Origin of the sequence: Luteibacter aegosomatis, from assembly GCF_023078455.1 — a bacterium.
Classification (GTDB): domain Bacteria; phylum Pseudomonadota; class Gammaproteobacteria; order Xanthomonadales; family Rhodanobacteraceae; genus Luteibacter; species Luteibacter aegosomatis.
On the sequence record NZ_CP095740.1, the window covers coordinates 3,825,187 to 3,840,929 of the forward strand.

The 15,743-nt window shown below is 66.6% G+C and carries 18 protein-coding genes and 1 tRNA gene; 5 read left to right on the top strand and 14 right to left on the bottom strand.

Annotated features, from left to right (window positions below):
* Positions 1 to 8: 8 nt before the first annotated feature.
* From L2Y94_RS17250 to L2Y94_RS17270, 5 genes are all read left to right on the top strand, one after another.
* Positions 9 to 701, top strand: coding sequence for a LuxR C-terminal-related transcriptional regulator (locus L2Y94_RS17250; RefSeq protein WP_247369983.1), 693 nt, complete (start codon positions 9 to 11; stop codon positions 699 to 701).
* Positions 702 to 752: 51 nt separating this feature from the next.
* Positions 753 to 1,763 carry a phosphate/phosphite/phosphonate ABC transporter substrate-binding protein gene (gene phnD, locus L2Y94_RS17255; protein WP_247370002.1) on the top strand — a complete coding sequence of 337 codons (1,011 nt, stop codon included), beginning with the start codon at positions 753 to 755 and terminating at the stop codon, positions 1,761 to 1,763.
* A 101-nt stretch (positions 1,764 to 1,864) separates the two neighbouring features.
* Positions 1,865 to 3,274, top strand: coding sequence for a sensor histidine kinase (locus L2Y94_RS17260; RefSeq protein WP_247370005.1), 1,410 nt, complete (start codon positions 1,865 to 1,867; stop codon positions 3,272 to 3,274).
* Positions 3,275 to 3,383: 109 nt separating this feature from the next.
* The gene (locus L2Y94_RS17265; RefSeq protein ID WP_247370008.1) at positions 3,384 to 4,319 is read left to right on the top strand and encodes a DedA family protein/thiosulfate sulfurtransferase GlpE; all 936 of its coding nucleotides are present in this window, start codon (positions 3,384 to 3,386) and stop codon (positions 4,317 to 4,319) included.
* 65 nt (positions 4,320 to 4,384) lie between these two features.
* A tRNA-Lys gene (locus tag L2Y94_RS17270) sits at positions 4,385 to 4,460 on the top strand.
* A 22-nt stretch (positions 4,461 to 4,482) separates the two neighbouring features.
* On the opposite strand, the gene L2Y94_RS17275 is transcribed toward L2Y94_RS17270, so the two are convergent.
* From L2Y94_RS17275 to L2Y94_RS17340, 14 genes are all read right to left on the bottom strand, one after another.
* Positions 4,483 to 5,079: an HAD family hydrolase gene (locus L2Y94_RS17275; RefSeq protein WP_247370011.1), complete on the bottom strand. Its 597-nt coding sequence runs from the start codon at positions 5,077 to 5,079 to the stop codon at positions 4,483 to 4,485.
* Between the two features lie 60 nt (positions 5,080 to 5,139).
* On the bottom strand, positions 5,140 to 5,391 hold the full coding sequence (locus L2Y94_RS17280) for a hypothetical protein (protein ID WP_247370013.1): 252 nt from the start codon (positions 5,389 to 5,391) through the stop codon (positions 5,140 to 5,142).
* Entirely contained in the window at positions 5,388 to 5,576 is a 189-nt protein-coding gene (locus tag L2Y94_RS17285; RefSeq protein WP_247370016.1) for a DUF3606 domain-containing protein, read from the bottom strand. The genes L2Y94_RS17280 and L2Y94_RS17285 overlap by 4 nt, the downstream gene beginning before the upstream one ends.
* An 88-nt stretch (positions 5,577 to 5,664) precedes the next feature.
* Positions 5,665 to 6,348: a 7-cyano-7-deazaguanine synthase QueC gene (gene queC, locus L2Y94_RS17290; protein ID WP_247370018.1), complete on the bottom strand. Its 684-nt coding sequence runs from the start codon at positions 6,346 to 6,348 to the stop codon at positions 5,665 to 5,667.
* Between the two features lie 17 nt (positions 6,349 to 6,365).
* The gene (queE, locus tag L2Y94_RS17295; RefSeq protein ID WP_247370020.1) at positions 6,366 to 7,058 is read right to left on the bottom strand and encodes a 7-carboxy-7-deazaguanine synthase QueE; all 693 of its coding nucleotides are present in this window, start codon (positions 7,056 to 7,058) and stop codon (positions 6,366 to 6,368) included.
* 4 nt (positions 7,059 to 7,062) lie between these two features.
* On the bottom strand, positions 7,063 to 7,902 hold the full coding sequence (ybgF, locus tag L2Y94_RS17300; RefSeq protein WP_247370022.1) for a tol-pal system protein YbgF: 840 nt from the start codon (positions 7,900 to 7,902) through the stop codon (positions 7,063 to 7,065).
* 3 nt (positions 7,903 to 7,905) lie between these two features.
* Positions 7,906 to 8,415 carry a peptidoglycan-associated lipoprotein Pal gene (pal, locus tag L2Y94_RS17305; protein ID WP_247370025.1) on the bottom strand — a complete coding sequence of 170 codons (510 nt, stop codon included), beginning with the start codon at positions 8,413 to 8,415 and terminating at the stop codon, positions 7,906 to 7,908.
* A gap of 253 nt (positions 8,416 to 8,668) precedes the next feature.
* On the bottom strand, positions 8,669 to 9,985 hold the full coding sequence (gene tolB, locus L2Y94_RS17310; protein ID WP_144915480.1) for a Tol-Pal system beta propeller repeat protein TolB: 1,317 nt from the start codon (positions 9,983 to 9,985) through the stop codon (positions 8,669 to 8,671).
* 127 nt (positions 9,986 to 10,112) lie between these two features.
* The gene (locus L2Y94_RS17315; RefSeq protein ID WP_247370028.1) at positions 10,113 to 11,048 is read right to left on the bottom strand and encodes a cell envelope integrity TolA family protein; all 936 of its coding nucleotides are present in this window, start codon (positions 11,046 to 11,048) and stop codon (positions 10,113 to 10,115) included.
* Positions 11,035 to 11,478 (bottom strand): protein TolR, encoded by a 444-nt coding sequence (tolR, locus tag L2Y94_RS17320; RefSeq protein ID WP_144915485.1) that lies wholly within the window; start codon positions 11,476 to 11,478, stop codon positions 11,035 to 11,037. The genes L2Y94_RS17315 and tolR overlap by 14 nt, the downstream gene beginning before the upstream one ends.
* A gap of 16 nt (positions 11,479 to 11,494) precedes the next feature.
* Positions 11,495 to 12,175 carry a protein TolQ gene (gene tolQ / locus L2Y94_RS17325; RefSeq protein WP_247370031.1) on the bottom strand — a complete coding sequence of 227 codons (681 nt, stop codon included), beginning with the start codon at positions 12,173 to 12,175 and terminating at the stop codon, positions 11,495 to 11,497.
* Between the two features lie 48 nt (positions 12,176 to 12,223).
* Positions 12,224 to 12,613 carry a tol-pal system-associated acyl-CoA thioesterase gene (ybgC, locus tag L2Y94_RS17330; protein WP_247370034.1) on the bottom strand — a complete coding sequence of 130 codons (390 nt, stop codon included), beginning with the start codon at positions 12,611 to 12,613 and terminating at the stop codon, positions 12,224 to 12,226.
* Positions 12,610 to 13,650: a Holliday junction branch migration DNA helicase RuvB gene (gene ruvB / locus L2Y94_RS17335; RefSeq protein ID WP_247370035.1), complete on the bottom strand. Its 1,041-nt coding sequence runs from the start codon at positions 13,648 to 13,650 to the stop codon at positions 12,610 to 12,612. Before ruvB ends, ybgC begins: the two co-directional genes overlap by 4 nt.
* Positions 13,651 to 13,844: 194 nt before the next feature.
* The gene (locus tag L2Y94_RS17340) at positions 13,845 to 15,743 is read right to left on the bottom strand and encodes a potassium transporter Kup (protein WP_247370038.1); all 1,899 of its coding nucleotides are present in this window, start codon (positions 15,741 to 15,743) and stop codon (positions 13,845 to 13,847) included.

Here is a 15,743-nt window from a genome sequence, read left to right on the forward strand (position 1 = left end):
GGACTGGAATGCGCATTCTGATCGCGGACGATCACAGGCTCATCATCGAGGGCGTGAAGCTCAAGCTTCGCGAGTTGGGTGATCACGTTGAATTCGTCGAGGCCGAAACGGTGGAGCAGTTGCGCCACCTCCTCGACACGTCGCCGCTGCCCGACCTTGCCCTGATCGACATGGCGATGCCGGGTGCCGAAGGCACCGATCACATCAAGCATGCGGTCGAACGCCTGCGCGATGGCGCGGACGAGGCTGGCATGTCCCATGCGCGCCCAGTCGTCGTGCTATCCGGCACCGAAGATTCCTCGGCGATCCGCCACGTCCTCGACCTCGGCGTGCAAGGCTACATTCCCAAGTCGTCGTCGCCGGACGTGATCCTGAACGCCGTGCGGCTGGTCGCCGGTGGAGGCGTCTACGTGCCGCCCGAGGCCATGAAGCCCGCCGGCAACAGCGCGCCCATGTCCTCGCCGTTTTCGACCTCGGCCGGCGACGGCCTGAGCACCCGCGAACGCCTGGCGACGGTACTCACCGAACGCCAGATCGATGTGCTCAAGCTGCTGGCGAAGGGCAAGCCGAACAAGCTGATCGCGAGGGAACTCGAAATCAGCGAAGGCACGGTCAAGATCCACCTCGCGGCGATCTTCCGCGCGCTCCATGTGCGCAACCGCCTCGAGGCCCTCGTCGCCGCGCAACACCTGGGCGACTGACACGGCGAGAAGGGATTCGCTGAAGAACGCGGATTCCGGCAGGGGCAGGCCATGCTTGGTTCGGCAAAGTGGCGCGCGCTCGGATTCGTCTTGCTGGTGCTCCTCGCGTGCGCCTCGGCGGATCACGCCTTCGCCGACGACGAAGACCCCAGCGCTCCGCTCACCTTCGGCATCCTGCCCATCGGCGGTCCGGCGGAATCGCTGGAAGCCTGGCGCCCGATGCTCGACGACCTGCAGAAATCGCTGGGGCGCCCGGTGCGCTCCGTCTCGGTCACCACCTATGAAGGCATCGCCCAGGCGATCAGCGAACAGCGGGTGGACATCGCCTTCCTTTCCGGCCGTCTCGCGCTGGATGCCGTCACCCGGCAGAACATGCGCACGATCGCCCAGCTCACCCGTACGGACGGCTCGAAGGGCTATTACGCCGTGCTGCTTGCCGCCGACGGTTCGCGCATCCGCACGCTCGACCAGATGCTCACGCATCCGGGCCGCTGGACGTTCGCGCGCGGCGAATCGCTTTCGGTGTCGGGATACCTCGTTCCGGAGACGCAGCTCTTCGCGGCCCGCGGCCTCGACTCGGACACGTTCTTCGCCCACGTGCACGTGGACAACCACCAGAACAACGCGCTGGCGGTCGCGAACGGCGAAGTGGACGTGGCCACGAACAACACCGCGGACCTGGAGCGTTTCAGGCAGCATTTCCCCGAGCAGTACGCCCGCCTGCGCATCATCTGGAAATCCTCGCTCATTCCGCACGCGGTGATCGTGGTGCGCAACGACCTGCCACCGTCGCTGCGCGATCGGATCGCGACGTTCATCACGTCTTACGGCAAGGGCGGCAACGGAGCGCGCGAGCAGGCGAACCTCAAACTCATCCACGACATCAGCGGTTTCGCCCCGGCCAACGACGACGAGCTGGTTCCCTTCGCCAACATCGAATACAGCCTGGAAAAACGCCGCGCAAGCTCCGCCCAATGGGTCAGCGAAGCGGCCAGGCAGGCTCGCCTGCGCAAGATCGAGGCCGATCACGACCGCCTCGTGGCGCAGTTGCACGGCAAGTGATCCGACGCATGGCCTAGACCGGAAGGCCTAGGCCATGCCGCTTACCTCCCCTTGGCTATCGCGCATCGGCGGCGCGTTTCATAGATTCGTCACGAGATTCCATGCCCGAAGGGCACATCATGCTCGCGCCGCTCTTCCCCGCCCGCAGGACCGCGTCGCCACACCGGCACATCGTCCGCAAGGGATTGTTGCCGACGACGCTCATCGCCCTCGCCCTGACGCTGATGCTGACCGTCATGCACCTGCGCGCGATCTCCGCCGAGGCGCTCGACGTGGCTCGCATCCAGGCCGTGCGGATCGGATCCGTGGTGGCCCCGGGGCTGGGCGACGAGCGCTTGCGCGACCTCATCGGACGCGCGCTGGCGCGCAGCGCGCCGACGGATCGCGTGATCCTGCATCGCGACGACCTTCCCGACCTGGTCGTGGACAGCGGGCGACGCCCTCCGTCCTCGCCGTGGCTGAGCGTTCGCCTGAACACGCCGATGGGCGAAATGGAAACCTTCAGCGACGCGTCGACGCTGCACGAACGGCGCTTCGCGGCATGGCTGATGACGGGTCTGCTCGCCACGGGCATCATCTTCGCCTTCGCGTTCGGCGCGCGCACGATCGAGCGCGAGGCCGCCGCGCCCCTGGCCCAACTGCGCGAACGACTCGATCTGGCCCTGCATCCTCGCGATCCGCGCACCGGCGCGACGGCCACCGACGACACGGTGTCGCTCGAGGCCCTGCTGGCCGAACTGGCCGGCCTGCGCGAACGCCAGGACGCGGCGATGACCGAAGCCTTGCGCCTTCGGCTGCACGAGATCGCACGGCACACGCGATTCCTCGAACAGATGGGCGACCACTTCCGCCAACCGCTGCAGGCGCTGTCGCTGTTCGTCGCCGGCATGCAGCCGGGCGACGACCTGCGTCAACGCGCCGTGCAAGGACAGATGCAGCACAATCTCGCCCGCCTCGGCGAATTGCTCGACGGCCTGCTCGACATGGCCCGGTTCGACGCCGGCGCGGTAGAGCCCGAGCCCGTCGAGCTGCTGGCCGCCGATCTCTTCGTGCGGGCCAGGGCCGCCATCGCCCCGGACGCCGCCCGACTGGGCGTCGACGTGCGCTGGCGCGGCGGCGCGCTGCCCTTGCGGGGCGATCCCACGCTGTTGGGCGAGTTGCTCCACCGCCTGTTGACCAGCGCGGTGGCGTGCGCGCCACAGGGCCGAGTCCTGGTCGCCATGCGCCGACGCGGCGCGGACATTCGCCTGGAAGTGCGCGACAACGGCATCGGCATCGAGCCGGCGCAACAGGAGCGCCTCTTCGAGGCGTTCACGCGCCTGCCGGGTCACCCGGGCTTCGGGCTCGGACTGGCCGTGGCGCGACGGATCGCCGACACCCTCGGCGGTGCCATCGGCGTGCGCTCCCGTCCGGGCCGGGGCACGCTTTACTGGGTACACCTGCCCGGCGTGGCCATGGGCAACGCGCGTCCGGCGCGCGCCACGCTGAGGGAACCGCTTCAGCGGCGGTGACCCGGAAACCACGACACGGACGACCCGGCGCCCCCGTCCCTCTGTGCGGCAACGCCCGACCGGCGTATCTTTGCCGCGATAAGGCGAGGGGCATCAGGTCGTGGCAAGCGTGAACTGGTCGGATACCGCGCCCCTGGTGGCGTTCCTGGGTACGTTCGCGGCCGCCATCGGGCTGCCCGTACCCGCCATGCCCACGCTCATCCTCGTCGGCGCGGGCCTGGTCACGGCCTCGTCGCCCCTCCTGGTGCTGCCCACCTTCGTCGGTGCGCTCGCCGGGGCCTTCGCGGGCGATGCCGCCTGGTTCCTCGCCGGCCGTCGCTTCGGCTACCGCGTGCTCGACGGCCTGTGCCGCGTCTCGCTCTCGCCCGACACCTGCGTGCGGCGGGCCAGCGGCTTTTTCGAGAAGCGCGGCGTCAAGCTCCTGCTCATTTCGCGATTCATCCCCGGTCTTTCGCTGGTGGCCATCCCCATCGCCGGCGCGGGCGACACGCGTTTCTCGCGCTTCACCCTCTACGACCTCGCCGGTGCCGCCCTATGGGTCGTCGTGGGCCTGTCGGCCGGGATGGTCTTCTATCGGCAGATCGATGCCGTGCTGGCCCTGCTGCGCCAATTCGGGGTGGGCATGGCCGCTCTCGCCGCGTGCGGTCTGCTGGTGTGGATCGGTTTCCGCTACGTCCGCCGCGCCCTGCTCATCGCCAGCCTGCGCCGCAGCCGCATCTCGGTGGACGAGCTGTCGATGCTGCTCGCGCACGACCCCGGCGCGCTCATCGTCGACGTGCGATCCGCTTCGAGCCGCCGTGACGATCCCTATGTGATCCCCGGTTCGCGCCTGTTCGATTTCTCCAGCGCCGACACCCAACTGGCCACGCTGCCACGGAACACGTCGGTGATCATCTATTGCTCATGCCCCAACGAGGTATCGGCCGCCAAGGTCGCCGAGCGCCTGACCAAGCTGGGGTTCTCCAACGTCCGGCCGCTCACCGGCGGCCTGGATGCGTGGCGCGACTCCGGCCGCGACGTGGAGGCCATCGTCCTCGCCACCTGAATCCGGCGTTTTCACGACTTGTGCCCCCTTCCCTCGCCGTCTAAACTAGCCGGCTCCTTGCGTATGGGTCGTTAGCTCAGTCGGTAGAGCAGCGGACTTTTAATCCGTAGGTCGACGGTTCGAATCCGTCACGACCCACCATTCGCATCCCGACGCGCTCGCGTCACAAGGACGCAAGCACGTCGCCGACGCTGTCCTCGCTCCCGCAACAGCGCGCAGCCAGTCCCGCCTCGAGCGCACCGTCGACGTTCGCCTGCGCGTCGTCGATGAACAACGTGTCCTGGGCGCGCCATCCCAGTTTTCCGAGGGCCCCGGCATACACGCGCGGATCCGGCTTGGTCGCGCCGAACCGGGCTGCGACGTGGGCCCGTCCGCGAAAAAGCGGAAACAGCTCCGGCACGATACGTTCCCACTGCGCCGCGAACAGGTGTCCGTTATTGGTGAGGATGCCGACCCCGACGCCTTGCGAAGCCAGCGACGCGATGCGTGCCATGAGAGCCGGTCGTATACGCGTTGCCCGCCGGCGGGCCTCCGTCCACACATCCACGGGCAAGCGCAGGCCCATGATCTTGCCCAGGGCATCGAGATACTCGTCCGGCCCCAGACGTCCCGCGTCCGCAGCGGCTTCCACACCCGATCCATAGATCGCGGCATGCACGTCGGACGCGCTTCGTTCGAGCGTCACGGCGATATGTTCGATGCGGACGGAAGGCTGGTAGTCCACCAGCACGCCATCCAGGTCGAATAGGACGTTCTTCATCGCCCGAATGGTATCCCATGCAAAAAAGCGCGGCCGTCACGGCGCGCCATCGCACGAGCGTCAGAACGCGAGCTTGCCGGGCGCCTGACCGGGAGCGAATACCGGCACCCAACCACCGGAGATCGTCTGCCTCACCACGTCGACGATGCCCTTGGCGCCCGCCGAGGCCGCCCATCCCAGGGCGAATTCCACGGCACGGCCCTCGCTCGGAAAAACTTCGATGGCGCCGCCGGGAACGAGAACACGCCACGTGCGCTCGTTGATGATCGGGTAGAAAATAAAGACGCGACGACGCGCGTTGTCCTGACTCATTTGCGACGCAACCGGCGGAGTTCGCTCCGCACGTCCCACGACGCCTCGCCCACCGTCATGACCGCCTTGCGTAGCGATAACTCGCTTACCTGCAACACGCGGGTCCAGTAGCGGATATCGGAGCGCAGGCAGATGTTCACTTTCGTCAGGTCCGCGGGTGCGGCGACGAATGAATCGACGGTCATGGGAAGGTCCTCAGGCAAGGACGAGCTTTATCACGCGCGAGGTTATCGAGGCGTGACGCTGGGCCCCGTATCCGGAAGGACGGTGCGGTCAGACGTATCGGGTGGTGTCGGCCACGCCCGCCTTGGCGAAACCCTCCGCGCGCAGGCGGCAGGCATCGCAGTGGCCGCATGCGCGACCCTGGTCGTCCGCCTGGTAGCAGCTCACCGTCTCGGAGAAATCGACGCCCAGCCGTACGCCTTCACGGACGATGTCGCCCTTGCCCATCTGCATCAGCGGCGCGTGGATGCGGATGCCAGCCCCCTCGACACCCGCCTTGGTGGCGACGTTGGCAAGCGCCTGGAACGACTCGATGAAGGCCGGGCGGCAGTCCGGGTAACCCGAGTAATCCACCGCGTTGACGCCACAGAAGATATCGGTCGACCCCAGCACCTCGGCCCAACCCAGCGCGATGGACAGCATGATCGTGTTGCGCGCCGGCACGTAGGTCACCGGAATGCCGTCGCCGCCCTCTTCCGGCACGTCGATGTCGGCGGTGAGCGCCGAGCCGCCGATGCTGCGCAGGTCGACGTGCACGGTCTTGTGCATGACGGCGCCGAGCCTGTTCGCCACGCGCGCGGACGCCTCCAGTTCGGAGCTGTGGCGCTGACCGTAGGCCACGCTCAGCGCATACACCTCGAAACCCTGTTCGCGAGCCATCGCGATCGTGACCGCGGAATCCATGCCCCCGGACACGAGGATGACGGCCTTGCGAGGAGTGTTCGTGGTGTTCATGACATGCGTTTCCTGTATCAGTGCCCCGCCGCGTCGTTCCAGAGCAGCTTGTGCAACTGCAACTGGAAACGCACGGGCAGGCGTTCGTCGAGGATCCATTCCGCCAGTTCGCGCGGGCCGACCTTGCCCCACACCGGCGAGAACAGCACCATCGCCTTCGTATCGAGCGCGTGTTCGCGAACGACGTCGCGCGACCATTCGAAGTCGCCACGGCTGGCGATCACGAACTTCACCTGGTCGTGCGGCAGCAGGTGGTCGAGATTGGACCAGAGATTGCGCGCGCTCTCACCGGAGTCCGGCGCCTTGAGGTCCATTACCTTGCGCACGCGGGGGTCGACCGGGCCGACGTCGATCGCACCGGAGGTTTCCAGCGATACCTCGTGGCCCGCATCGCAGAGCTTGCGCAGCAGGATCAGGCAACGCTTCTGCGAGAGCGGTTCGCCCCCGGTGACGCACACGTGGCGGGCGCCGTAGCTGGCCACCTGTGCCACGATCGCGTCGATGTCGTGCCACTGGCCGCCATGGAACGAGTATTCGGTGTCGCACCACACGCAGCGCAACGGGCAACCGGTGAGGCGCACGAAGACCGTGGGCCAGCCGATGGCATCGGCCTCGCCCTGCACGGAGTGGAAGATCTCGGTGATCCGCAGGCGCTCCCGGACGGGTGCGACCGGCGGAACGTCCGCCGGCGTTGCGGTGCTGCCGTTCATGGGATCAGTTGGCCGTCTGGCGCTGCAGGCGGCGCAGGCGTTCCTGGGCGAGGCCGGCGGCCTTGCTGGACGGATACTTCGCGACGACCTGCTTGAGCGTCGCCACGGCGGCATCCTGCTGCTTCAGCTCGATCTGGCAATAACCGACCTTGAGCAGGCCATCGGAGACCTTTTCGCTCTGCGGATAGTTCTTCACCAGGCGCTGGAAGGCTTCGATCGCGACCGGGTAGTTCATGGTCACGTAGTACGACTCGCCCAGCCAGTAGTACGCGTTGGGCGCCAGCGCGCTGTCGGGATACTTGGTGAGGAAGTCGCGGAAGCCGCGCGATGCGGTGACATAGTCGCCGCCGCGCAGCGACTTGAACGCGGCGTCGTAAGCCGCCTGCTCGGCAGGCGCGGCCTGGCCCGGGCTGGTGGACGCGGCGGCGGGTGCGGCGGAAGGTGCCTGCGACGCGGCCGCGGCGGCGGGCGTCGCGGGCGGAGGCGTCGATGCGGCAGCCGACGGCGGCGGTTGGGCCGGCGCGCCGCCCTTCTCGATACGGCCCAACCGCGAATCGACGTCCGCGTATTGCGCCTTCTGGGAATCCTGGATCTGCTTGTTCTGGTGCTGGAGCTCTTCGATCTGCCCTTGCAGCTGGGATACCTGCTGCTGGAGATCGTTGACCTGGTTCACCAGCGACGTGGTGCCCGCGTTGGCCTGGCTCTGCTGCTCGAGCCGCGACACGCGGTCGGCGAGGCTGAGGCGATCCTGGGCGACGGCGGGCAGAGCAAAAAGCGTGGCGGACGCGATTGCGCCCGCCACGCCAAGCCTGGCCGTGAAACGATTAGCCAGAGTCTTCTTCATTGCTTACTTCGCGGTGTAGACGATCTCAACGCGACGGTTCTTGGCCCAGCAGTCTTCGTTGTGCTCACGGCAGGTCGGCTTCTCCTTGCCGTAGCTGGTCACGTTGACCTGGCCAGCCGAACCACCGGCAGCCTGGAGGGCGCTGGAGACGGCATTGCCACGACGCTCGCCGAGGCCGAGGTTGTACTCGCGGGTGCCGCGCTCGTCGGTGTTGCCTTCGAGGGTCATCGCCGACATCGGACGGTCACGCAGGTACTTGGCGTGGCAGGCGATGATCTGCTCGAACTCCGGCTTGACGTCGTTCTTGTCGAAGTCGAAGTAGACGACGCGCTGACGCAGGCAAGCGTCGGTGTCGAGGTCGGACGGCTGGTACTTGCCGTCGTTGGTCGGGGCCTGGGTCTGGGTGACCGGGGCCGACTCGGCCGGCGGCGGGGTCTTGACCTGCTTCTTGGAGCAAGCGACCGCGCCAACGCAGAGCAGGGCGGCCAGGGTGATGGTAACGGTCTTATTCATGGGACGTTCCTTCAAACAGTTGAGTTCCGACAGTCGTTTTACGGTTTCGGGACAGACACCGCCGGTTGTCCGGCTGTTTTTCTACTTGCATCCACGTTGACGGGGCGCTGTCCCGCACCCTACGCCCTCGCTCCGTCAGCCATCGAGTGACCGCCGGGTGTTCCATTATTCCTTATCGCCCGCGAAAAGGGCGCGGTTATACCGCGCCCCTCCCTGGACGTTGCCGACGTCGCGGCCCCCTGCGGGCGCGCCATCAGCGCTGTCTATAGGGCCCCCATGCCGGTTCGCGCACGTCGCCGTCCGAAAGGACGAGACGCTGGCGCACCAGGCCGTCTGCCGAAACTGCATACAGGACGCCACGCGTACCCTGCGATGCCGCATAGAGAAGCATGCTCGCGTTGGGCGCGAAGCTGGGCGAATCGTCCACGTTGCCCGGGGACACGAAACGCACCTGACCGCCCAGGCTAAGGTCCATGATGGCGATACGATACACGTTCCCGTTGCCCTGCACCATCGCGATCTGCTTGCCGTCGTAGCTCACGTCGGCGCTGGCGTTGAAACCGCCCTGGAAAGTGACGCGCTGGGCATTGCCCCCGCTGACCGACGTCTTGTAGATCTGCGGCTTGCCCGAGCGGTCGGAGGTGAACAGGATGCTCTGGCCGTCCGGGGTGAAGGTCGGCTCGGTATCGATGGCGAAATTGTTGGTGATCCGGGTTTCGGTGCGGCTGGCCACGTCGATCACGAAGATCTCGGGGTTGCCCACGTAGGACAGGCTCACCGCCAGCTTGCTGCCGTCGGGCGACCAGGCCGGGGCGCTGTTGATGCCCTTGGGGTGCGACGCGATCAGGCTGCGCGAGCCCGTGGAAATGTTCTGGATGTAGACGGCCGAATTGCCGCTTTCGAACGACACGTAGGCGATCTTGCTGCCGTCGGGCGACCACGCCGGACCGAGCAGCGACTCACGAGAGCGGGCCACCACCTGCGGATTGTAGCCGTCCGAATCGGCCACGATGAGCGAGTACGTGGTGTTGTTGCCCGTACCGACCGCCGTGATATAGGCGATGCGCGTCCAGAACGCGCCGCGGACGCCGGTGATCTTTTCGTAGATCTGGTCGGCGATCTGGTGGGCCACGCCACGCAGGTCACCCGTGGGCGCCGTGAAGGACTGGGCGAGCAGGCTCTGCTGCCGGTTCACGTCCCACAGCTCGTACTCCACCTTGACCATGCCGCCGCCCGCATCGCTGATGCGGCCGATCGTGAGGAAGTCCTGCTTGAGCAGGCGCCAGGTGGCGAACTTGATGTCCGAACCCTGCGACGGGGTCTCGACGATGTCGTTCTTGTCCAGGGAGCGGAATTTGCCGGAACGGTTGAAGTCGGCGCGGATGACGTCGGCGACGTCGGTCGGCAGCGGCGAGCCGCCGGCCTGGGCGAAGGGAACCACCGCGATCGGCGTCGCGGTGGCGACGCCCTTGGCGATTTCCACGTTGAGCGACTGGGCGGCGGCGGGTCCGGCCACGAGGGCGGCCAGCCCGGCGAGGGCGGCGGCGAAACGGAGGATCGTCTTGCGCATGGGCTGATTCATTGCGACCTGAAGGAGAAAGTGGCGCCCGCATGGTAAGCGGGCTCCGATGGACCTGACTGACCCGATTCTGAATGCCCCGTGCCAGCCATGGCCGCGCGGGCACGCCGAACCATCATTACGGCCGGAACGTGAAGGTGAGGTTGCGCTGGAAGACGTCCTCGAAGCCCTGGTACGGCAACGGCTGGGCGCGGAGTACCGCGTTTTCCAGCGAAGCGCGGCCCGGGCCGTCGAACGGACAGCTGGCATCGACCTTGGCGCTCAGCACCTGGCCGCCCGGAATCTGCACGACGTGGACGATGCAGGCACCGTTGCCGATGTTCTCCGGCCGCAACCAGTTTTGCGTCACGGCATTCTGGATGGCCGCGATGTAGGCCGCCTGCTTGCTGTCGTCCTTGCCGTTCTGCCCGGTCTGGGGCTTCTCGGCGAAGGGCAGGTCCTCGCGGCCGTCGTCCTTGGCGTTGGCCAGATCCTTCAGCTGCTGCTCGGCCTGCTTCTTCTTGGAGTCGGCCTGCTTCGTGTTCGACTTGGCGGCATCGAGCTGCTTGAAGATTTCGTCGATCTGCTTCTGTTTTTCCTTGCGCTTTTCTTCCTGCGCGTCGATCTCGGCCTGCCGCTGGCGCTGCTGCTCTTCCTGCAGGCGCTTGGCGTCCTCGGCCTTTTGCACCGCGTCGTCGACGACCTTTTCCTGGTCCTTCAGGGCGGGAACTTTCGGCGGCGGCGGCAGGGTCTCGACCTTCGGCTTCTCCGGCGGCGGAGGCGTCGGCGTGGGCTGGGCCGGCGGCGGGGGAACGGTGTTCGGCACCGGCTTCTGCGTGTGCTTCGGCGGCGGCGCACCGGTGGGGCCGACCAGCACCGCTTCGATGGGTTGCCCCGGAAGCAGGATGGGCGCCTCGCACTTGAGCGGATTCCACTCGCGCGGAATCCCGAGCTTGTCGCCCCACTCTTCCCAGAACGTGCACGAGGTCACCGCGAGCCAGAGGAAGGCCGCGATGCCGACGTGGAGGACCGCGGCCCAGAAGACCGCGATAGACGTGCCGTTACGGTTTTCCATTCTGCGCGGACTGCGGCTGGCTCATGAGGCCGATTTTGGAGATGCCCGCTTCCTGGAGGATCGGGAGGATCTGGTACACCTTGCCGTAGCCCACGCGGTCGTCGCCCGCGAGCAGGACCTGGATTTCCGGGTTGGCGTCGTGGAACGCCGTGATCTTCTTCCTGAAGTCGTCGATGCTGACCGGCTCGCGCTTGGCGCCGTTGGCGGTCAGGTAGACCTGGCCCTCCGCATCCACGGAGACCACGATCGGGTCTTTCTTGTCCTGGAGGGACTTGGCGTTGGTCTGGGGCAGCTGGATGTCCACGCCGAGGTTCATCATGGGCGTGGTGACCATGAAGATGATCAGCAGCACGAGCATCACGTCGATATAGGGAACGACGTTGATCTCGGACTTGAGCTTCCGCTTTTGACGGCGGTGGGAAGTACGCATCGGGGAAACTCCGGGCTCAGGCCTCGTCCGTATGGAGCTGGCGCTGCAGCACCGAGGAGAATTCTTCCTGGAAGACCTCGTAGCGCGACGCGACGCGCTCGACCTTGTTGGCGTAGCGGTTGTACGCCCACACGGCAGGGATGGCGGCGAACAGGCCCATGGCGGTGGCGATCAGCGCTTCGGAGATGTGCGGGGCCACCACGGAAATGGTGACGTCCTTCATCTCGCCCAGGCCCTGGAAGGCGCCCATGATGCCCCACACCGTGCCGAACAGGCCCACGTAAGGGCTGATCGAACCCACGTTGGCGAGGAATTCGAGGTTCTGCTCGAGCTTGCCGATCTCGCGGGTGCCGGCCACGCGCATGGCGCGCTCGGAGCCTTCCATGACGCGATTGGCGTCGGTGATCCGGCGCTGGCGCTGGCGGGCGAATTCGCGGAAGCCGGCCTCGAAGATGTTTTCCATGCCGTGCTGGCCGTCGCGGTTACCCACCTCGCGGAATAGGGCGGCCAGATCGGCGCCCGACCAGAAGCGGTCTTCGAAGGCCTCGGCGTTGGCGTGGGCCTGCTTCAGCTGGGTGTACTTGCGGATGATGATCACCCACGAGAGAAAGGAGAACCCCAGAAGGAGCAGCATGACCAGCTGCACGGGCAGGCTCGCTTCCGAGACCAGCTTGAAAATATTGAGTCCACCGTTCATCGCAAGAAGGCTCTCCGCCGTAAAATCAAAGGCTTGGGTAGTAAAGGGTCAGGCAGGAAACAGGCCGTCCGGCACCAGTGCCGGCCGCATCGTGTCGAAATTGACGCAGGCCACGCGCACCGTGGCGCGCACCAGGACCGCATCCCCGCGAACGATCTCCTGATCGAAAAGGATACTGGCTGAACGGTGCTCTTTGACGGCGACGCTTACCAGGAGTTCATCATCCAGACGGGCCGGACGGAGGAAATCGATCTGCATGTCGCGGACGACGAAGCCCAGGCCCGTGGTGGCCCGCAGGGCACTCTGGTCGATGGTGTGCGCGCGCATCCACTCCGAGCGCGCCCGCTCCATGAAGCGGACGTAATTGGCGTGATAGACCAGACCGCCCGCATCGGTGTCTTCCCAGTAGATGCGGATGGGCCAATGGAAGACGCTCATGGCTCGTCCTGAAAAAGATCGGGCGTCGCGGCCTGTCGAGGCGGCGGGTTGAGTCCCAGGTGGCGCCAGGCCTTGGCCGAGGCCATGCGCCCCCGCGCCGTGCGGATGAGGAAGCCCTGCTGGATGAGGTAGGGCTCCACCACGTCCTCGAGGGTGCCGCGGTCTTCGCTGAGCGCGGCGGCCAGCGACTCGACACCCACCGGGCCACCGTCGAAGTTTTCGATGATGATGCCCAGCAGGCGGCGATCGAGATCGTCGAAGCCCTCGGCGTCGACCTTGAGCATGTCGGTGGCCGCCCGGGCCAGGGCGTGGTCGATGCGGCCGTCGCCGCGCACGTCGGCATAGTCGCGCACGCGACGCAGCAGCCGGTTGGCGATGCGCGGCGTGCCTCGCGAACGGCGGGCGATTTCCATCGCCCCCTCCACGTCGCACTCCACGCCGAAGATGCGCGCCGCGCGGCGCACGATGGCCGTCAGCTCGTCGACGCTGTAGAACTCCAGGCGCTGGATGATGCCGAAGCGATCGCGCAGCGGACCGGTGAGCAGGCCGGCGCGCGTGGTGGCGCCGATCAGCGTGAACGGCGGCAGGTCGAGCTTGATCGACCGGGCCGCGGGCCCTTCGCCGATCATGATGTCGATCTGGAAGTCTTCCATCGCCGGATAGAGCACCTCCTCCACCACGGGGGAAAGGCGATGGATCTCGTCGACGAAGAGCACGTCGTGCGCCTCGAGGTTGGTGAGCAGCGCCGCGAGGTCGCCCGCGCGCTCGAGCACCGGGCCGGAGGTGGAGCGCACGTTCACGCCAAGCTCGTTGGCGATCACGTGGGACAGCGTGGTCTTGCCCAGGCCGGGCGGACCGAAGATCAGCGTGTGGTCGAGCGCACCGCCGCGCCGCTTGGCGGCCTCGATATAGATGGCCATCTGCTCGCGCACCGCCTGCTGGCCGAGGTACTCGGCCAGGCGTTTCGGGCGGATGCTGGCTTCCAGCGCCTCGTCGTCCATGGCGGCGGCGGAGGAAATGATGCGGTGCTCGGACATGGGCGCATTATGGCATCTACCAGACGGGGTGGGAGCGAACCCTGTCCGCGAGCCCTCCGGCTTTCCTTGCGAATGCGGCCATGCGGTGATCGTGCGGGCTTTGACCGCTTGCACGATCACCGCATGGCCTCATTCGCGATAGCCAACCCGAGGGTTCGCGGACAGGGTCCGCTCCCACCACTTCGTTAGACCGGTCAGATCTCGACCTGCGCGCCCAGCTCGATCAGCCGGTTGCCCGGAATCTGGAAAAACGCCGTGGCCGGCAGCGCATTGCGGGCGAGGAAGGCGAAGAGCTTGTCGCGCCACAAGGCCATGCCGGGGCGGCGTACGTCCGCCACGATGGTTTCGCGCGACAGGAAGAACGTGGTGTCCATCATGTCGAAGTCGATGCCCAGGCTGCTCGCGCGCGACAGCGAGAGCGGGATGTTCGGGTCTTCCGCGAAACCGTAGCGCAATTGCAGGCCGTAGAAGCCGCCGCCGTACTCGATGAGCTCCATGCGCTCGTCGTAATCGGCCACCGGGGTTTCCAGCATCTCGACGGTGAGCAGCACGTTGCGCTCGTGCAGCACCTTGTTGTGCTTGAGGTTGTGCAGCATGGCGTGCGGCACGGAATTCTGGTTGGCGGTGAGGAACACGGCCGTGCCGGGCACGCGCAGCGGCGGGTGGTCGGAGATGTTGGCCACGAACGGTTCGAGCGCGAGACCGGATTGCTTGATCTCGCGCACCACGAGGTCGCGACCACGGCGCCAGGTGGTCATCACGGTGAAGATCACCACGCCCAGCACGAGCGGGAACCAGCCGCCATGGGCGATCTTCAGCGCATTGGCGCCGAAGAACGCGAGATCGGTGATGAGGAAGATCACGCCCACGGTGATCACCGCCGACCAGTGCCAGTTCCAGCGGCGCTTGGCCACCACCAGCGCCAGCAGCGTGGTCATGGTCATCGTGCCGGTCACGGCGATGCCGTAGGCCGCGCCGAGGTTGTTCGACGAGCGGAAGCCGAGCACGGCCAGCACCACCAGTACGAGCAGCAGGCGGTTGATCCACGGTACGAAGATCTGCCCGGACATTTCGCGCGAGGTGTGCACCACGGCCATGCGCGGCGAGTAGCCCAGCGACATCGCTTCGCGCGTCATCGAGAACGCGCCGGAAATGACCGCCTGCGACGCGATCACCGCCGCGGCGGTGGCCAGCGCGATCATCGGGTAGAGCAGGTTCTCGGGCACCAGCTTGTAGAACGGGTTCTCGATGGCGGTCTGGTCGTGCAGCAGCAGCGCGCCCTGGCCGAAATAGTTGATCAGCAACGCGGGCAGCACGAAGAAGAACCACGCGTAGCGAATGGGCTTCTTGCCGAAGTGGCCCATGTCGGCATAGAGCGCCTCGCCGCCGGTGAGCGCCAGCACCACGCCACCGAGGGCGATGAAGGCCTGCTTGCCGTGCGACATGAAGAAGCTCACCGCGTGGCGCGGATCGAGCGCGTACAGCACCTGCGGATGCGCCATGATCTGGCGCATGCCGAGCACGGCCAGCACGAGGAACCACACCACCATCACCGGCGCGAACGCCTTGCCCACCAGATTGGTGCCATGCCGCTGGATGGCGAACAGCACCAGCAGGATCACCAGGCAGATGGGCAGCACGTAGGTATCGAGCGTGGGCGCCGCGACCTCCAGGCCTTCCACCGCCGAGAGCACCGACATGGCCGGGGTGATCACGCCGTCGCCGTAGAACAGGGAGGCACCGAAGATGCCGATGGCGGCCAGCACCCAACGCGCCCGGGGCGAGCCGCTGACGCTGCGCTGGGCCAGGGCCATGAGCGCCATGATGCCGCCCTCCCCCTTGTTGTCGGCGCGCATCACGAAGGTGACGTACTTGAGCGAGATCACCATCAGCAACGACCAGAAGATCAGCGAGAGCACGCCGAGCACGGCCTCGGGTTGCGGGGTCATCCCGTGCGTGCCGAGGGTTTCCTTCATGGTGTAGAGCGGACTGGTACCGATGTCGCCGAACACGACGCCGATGGCGCCCAGGGCGAGCGTGGCGAGCTTCCTGCCGTGCGCGTTGCGCAGCTCTTCCTCGTGGGTCATGCCCAT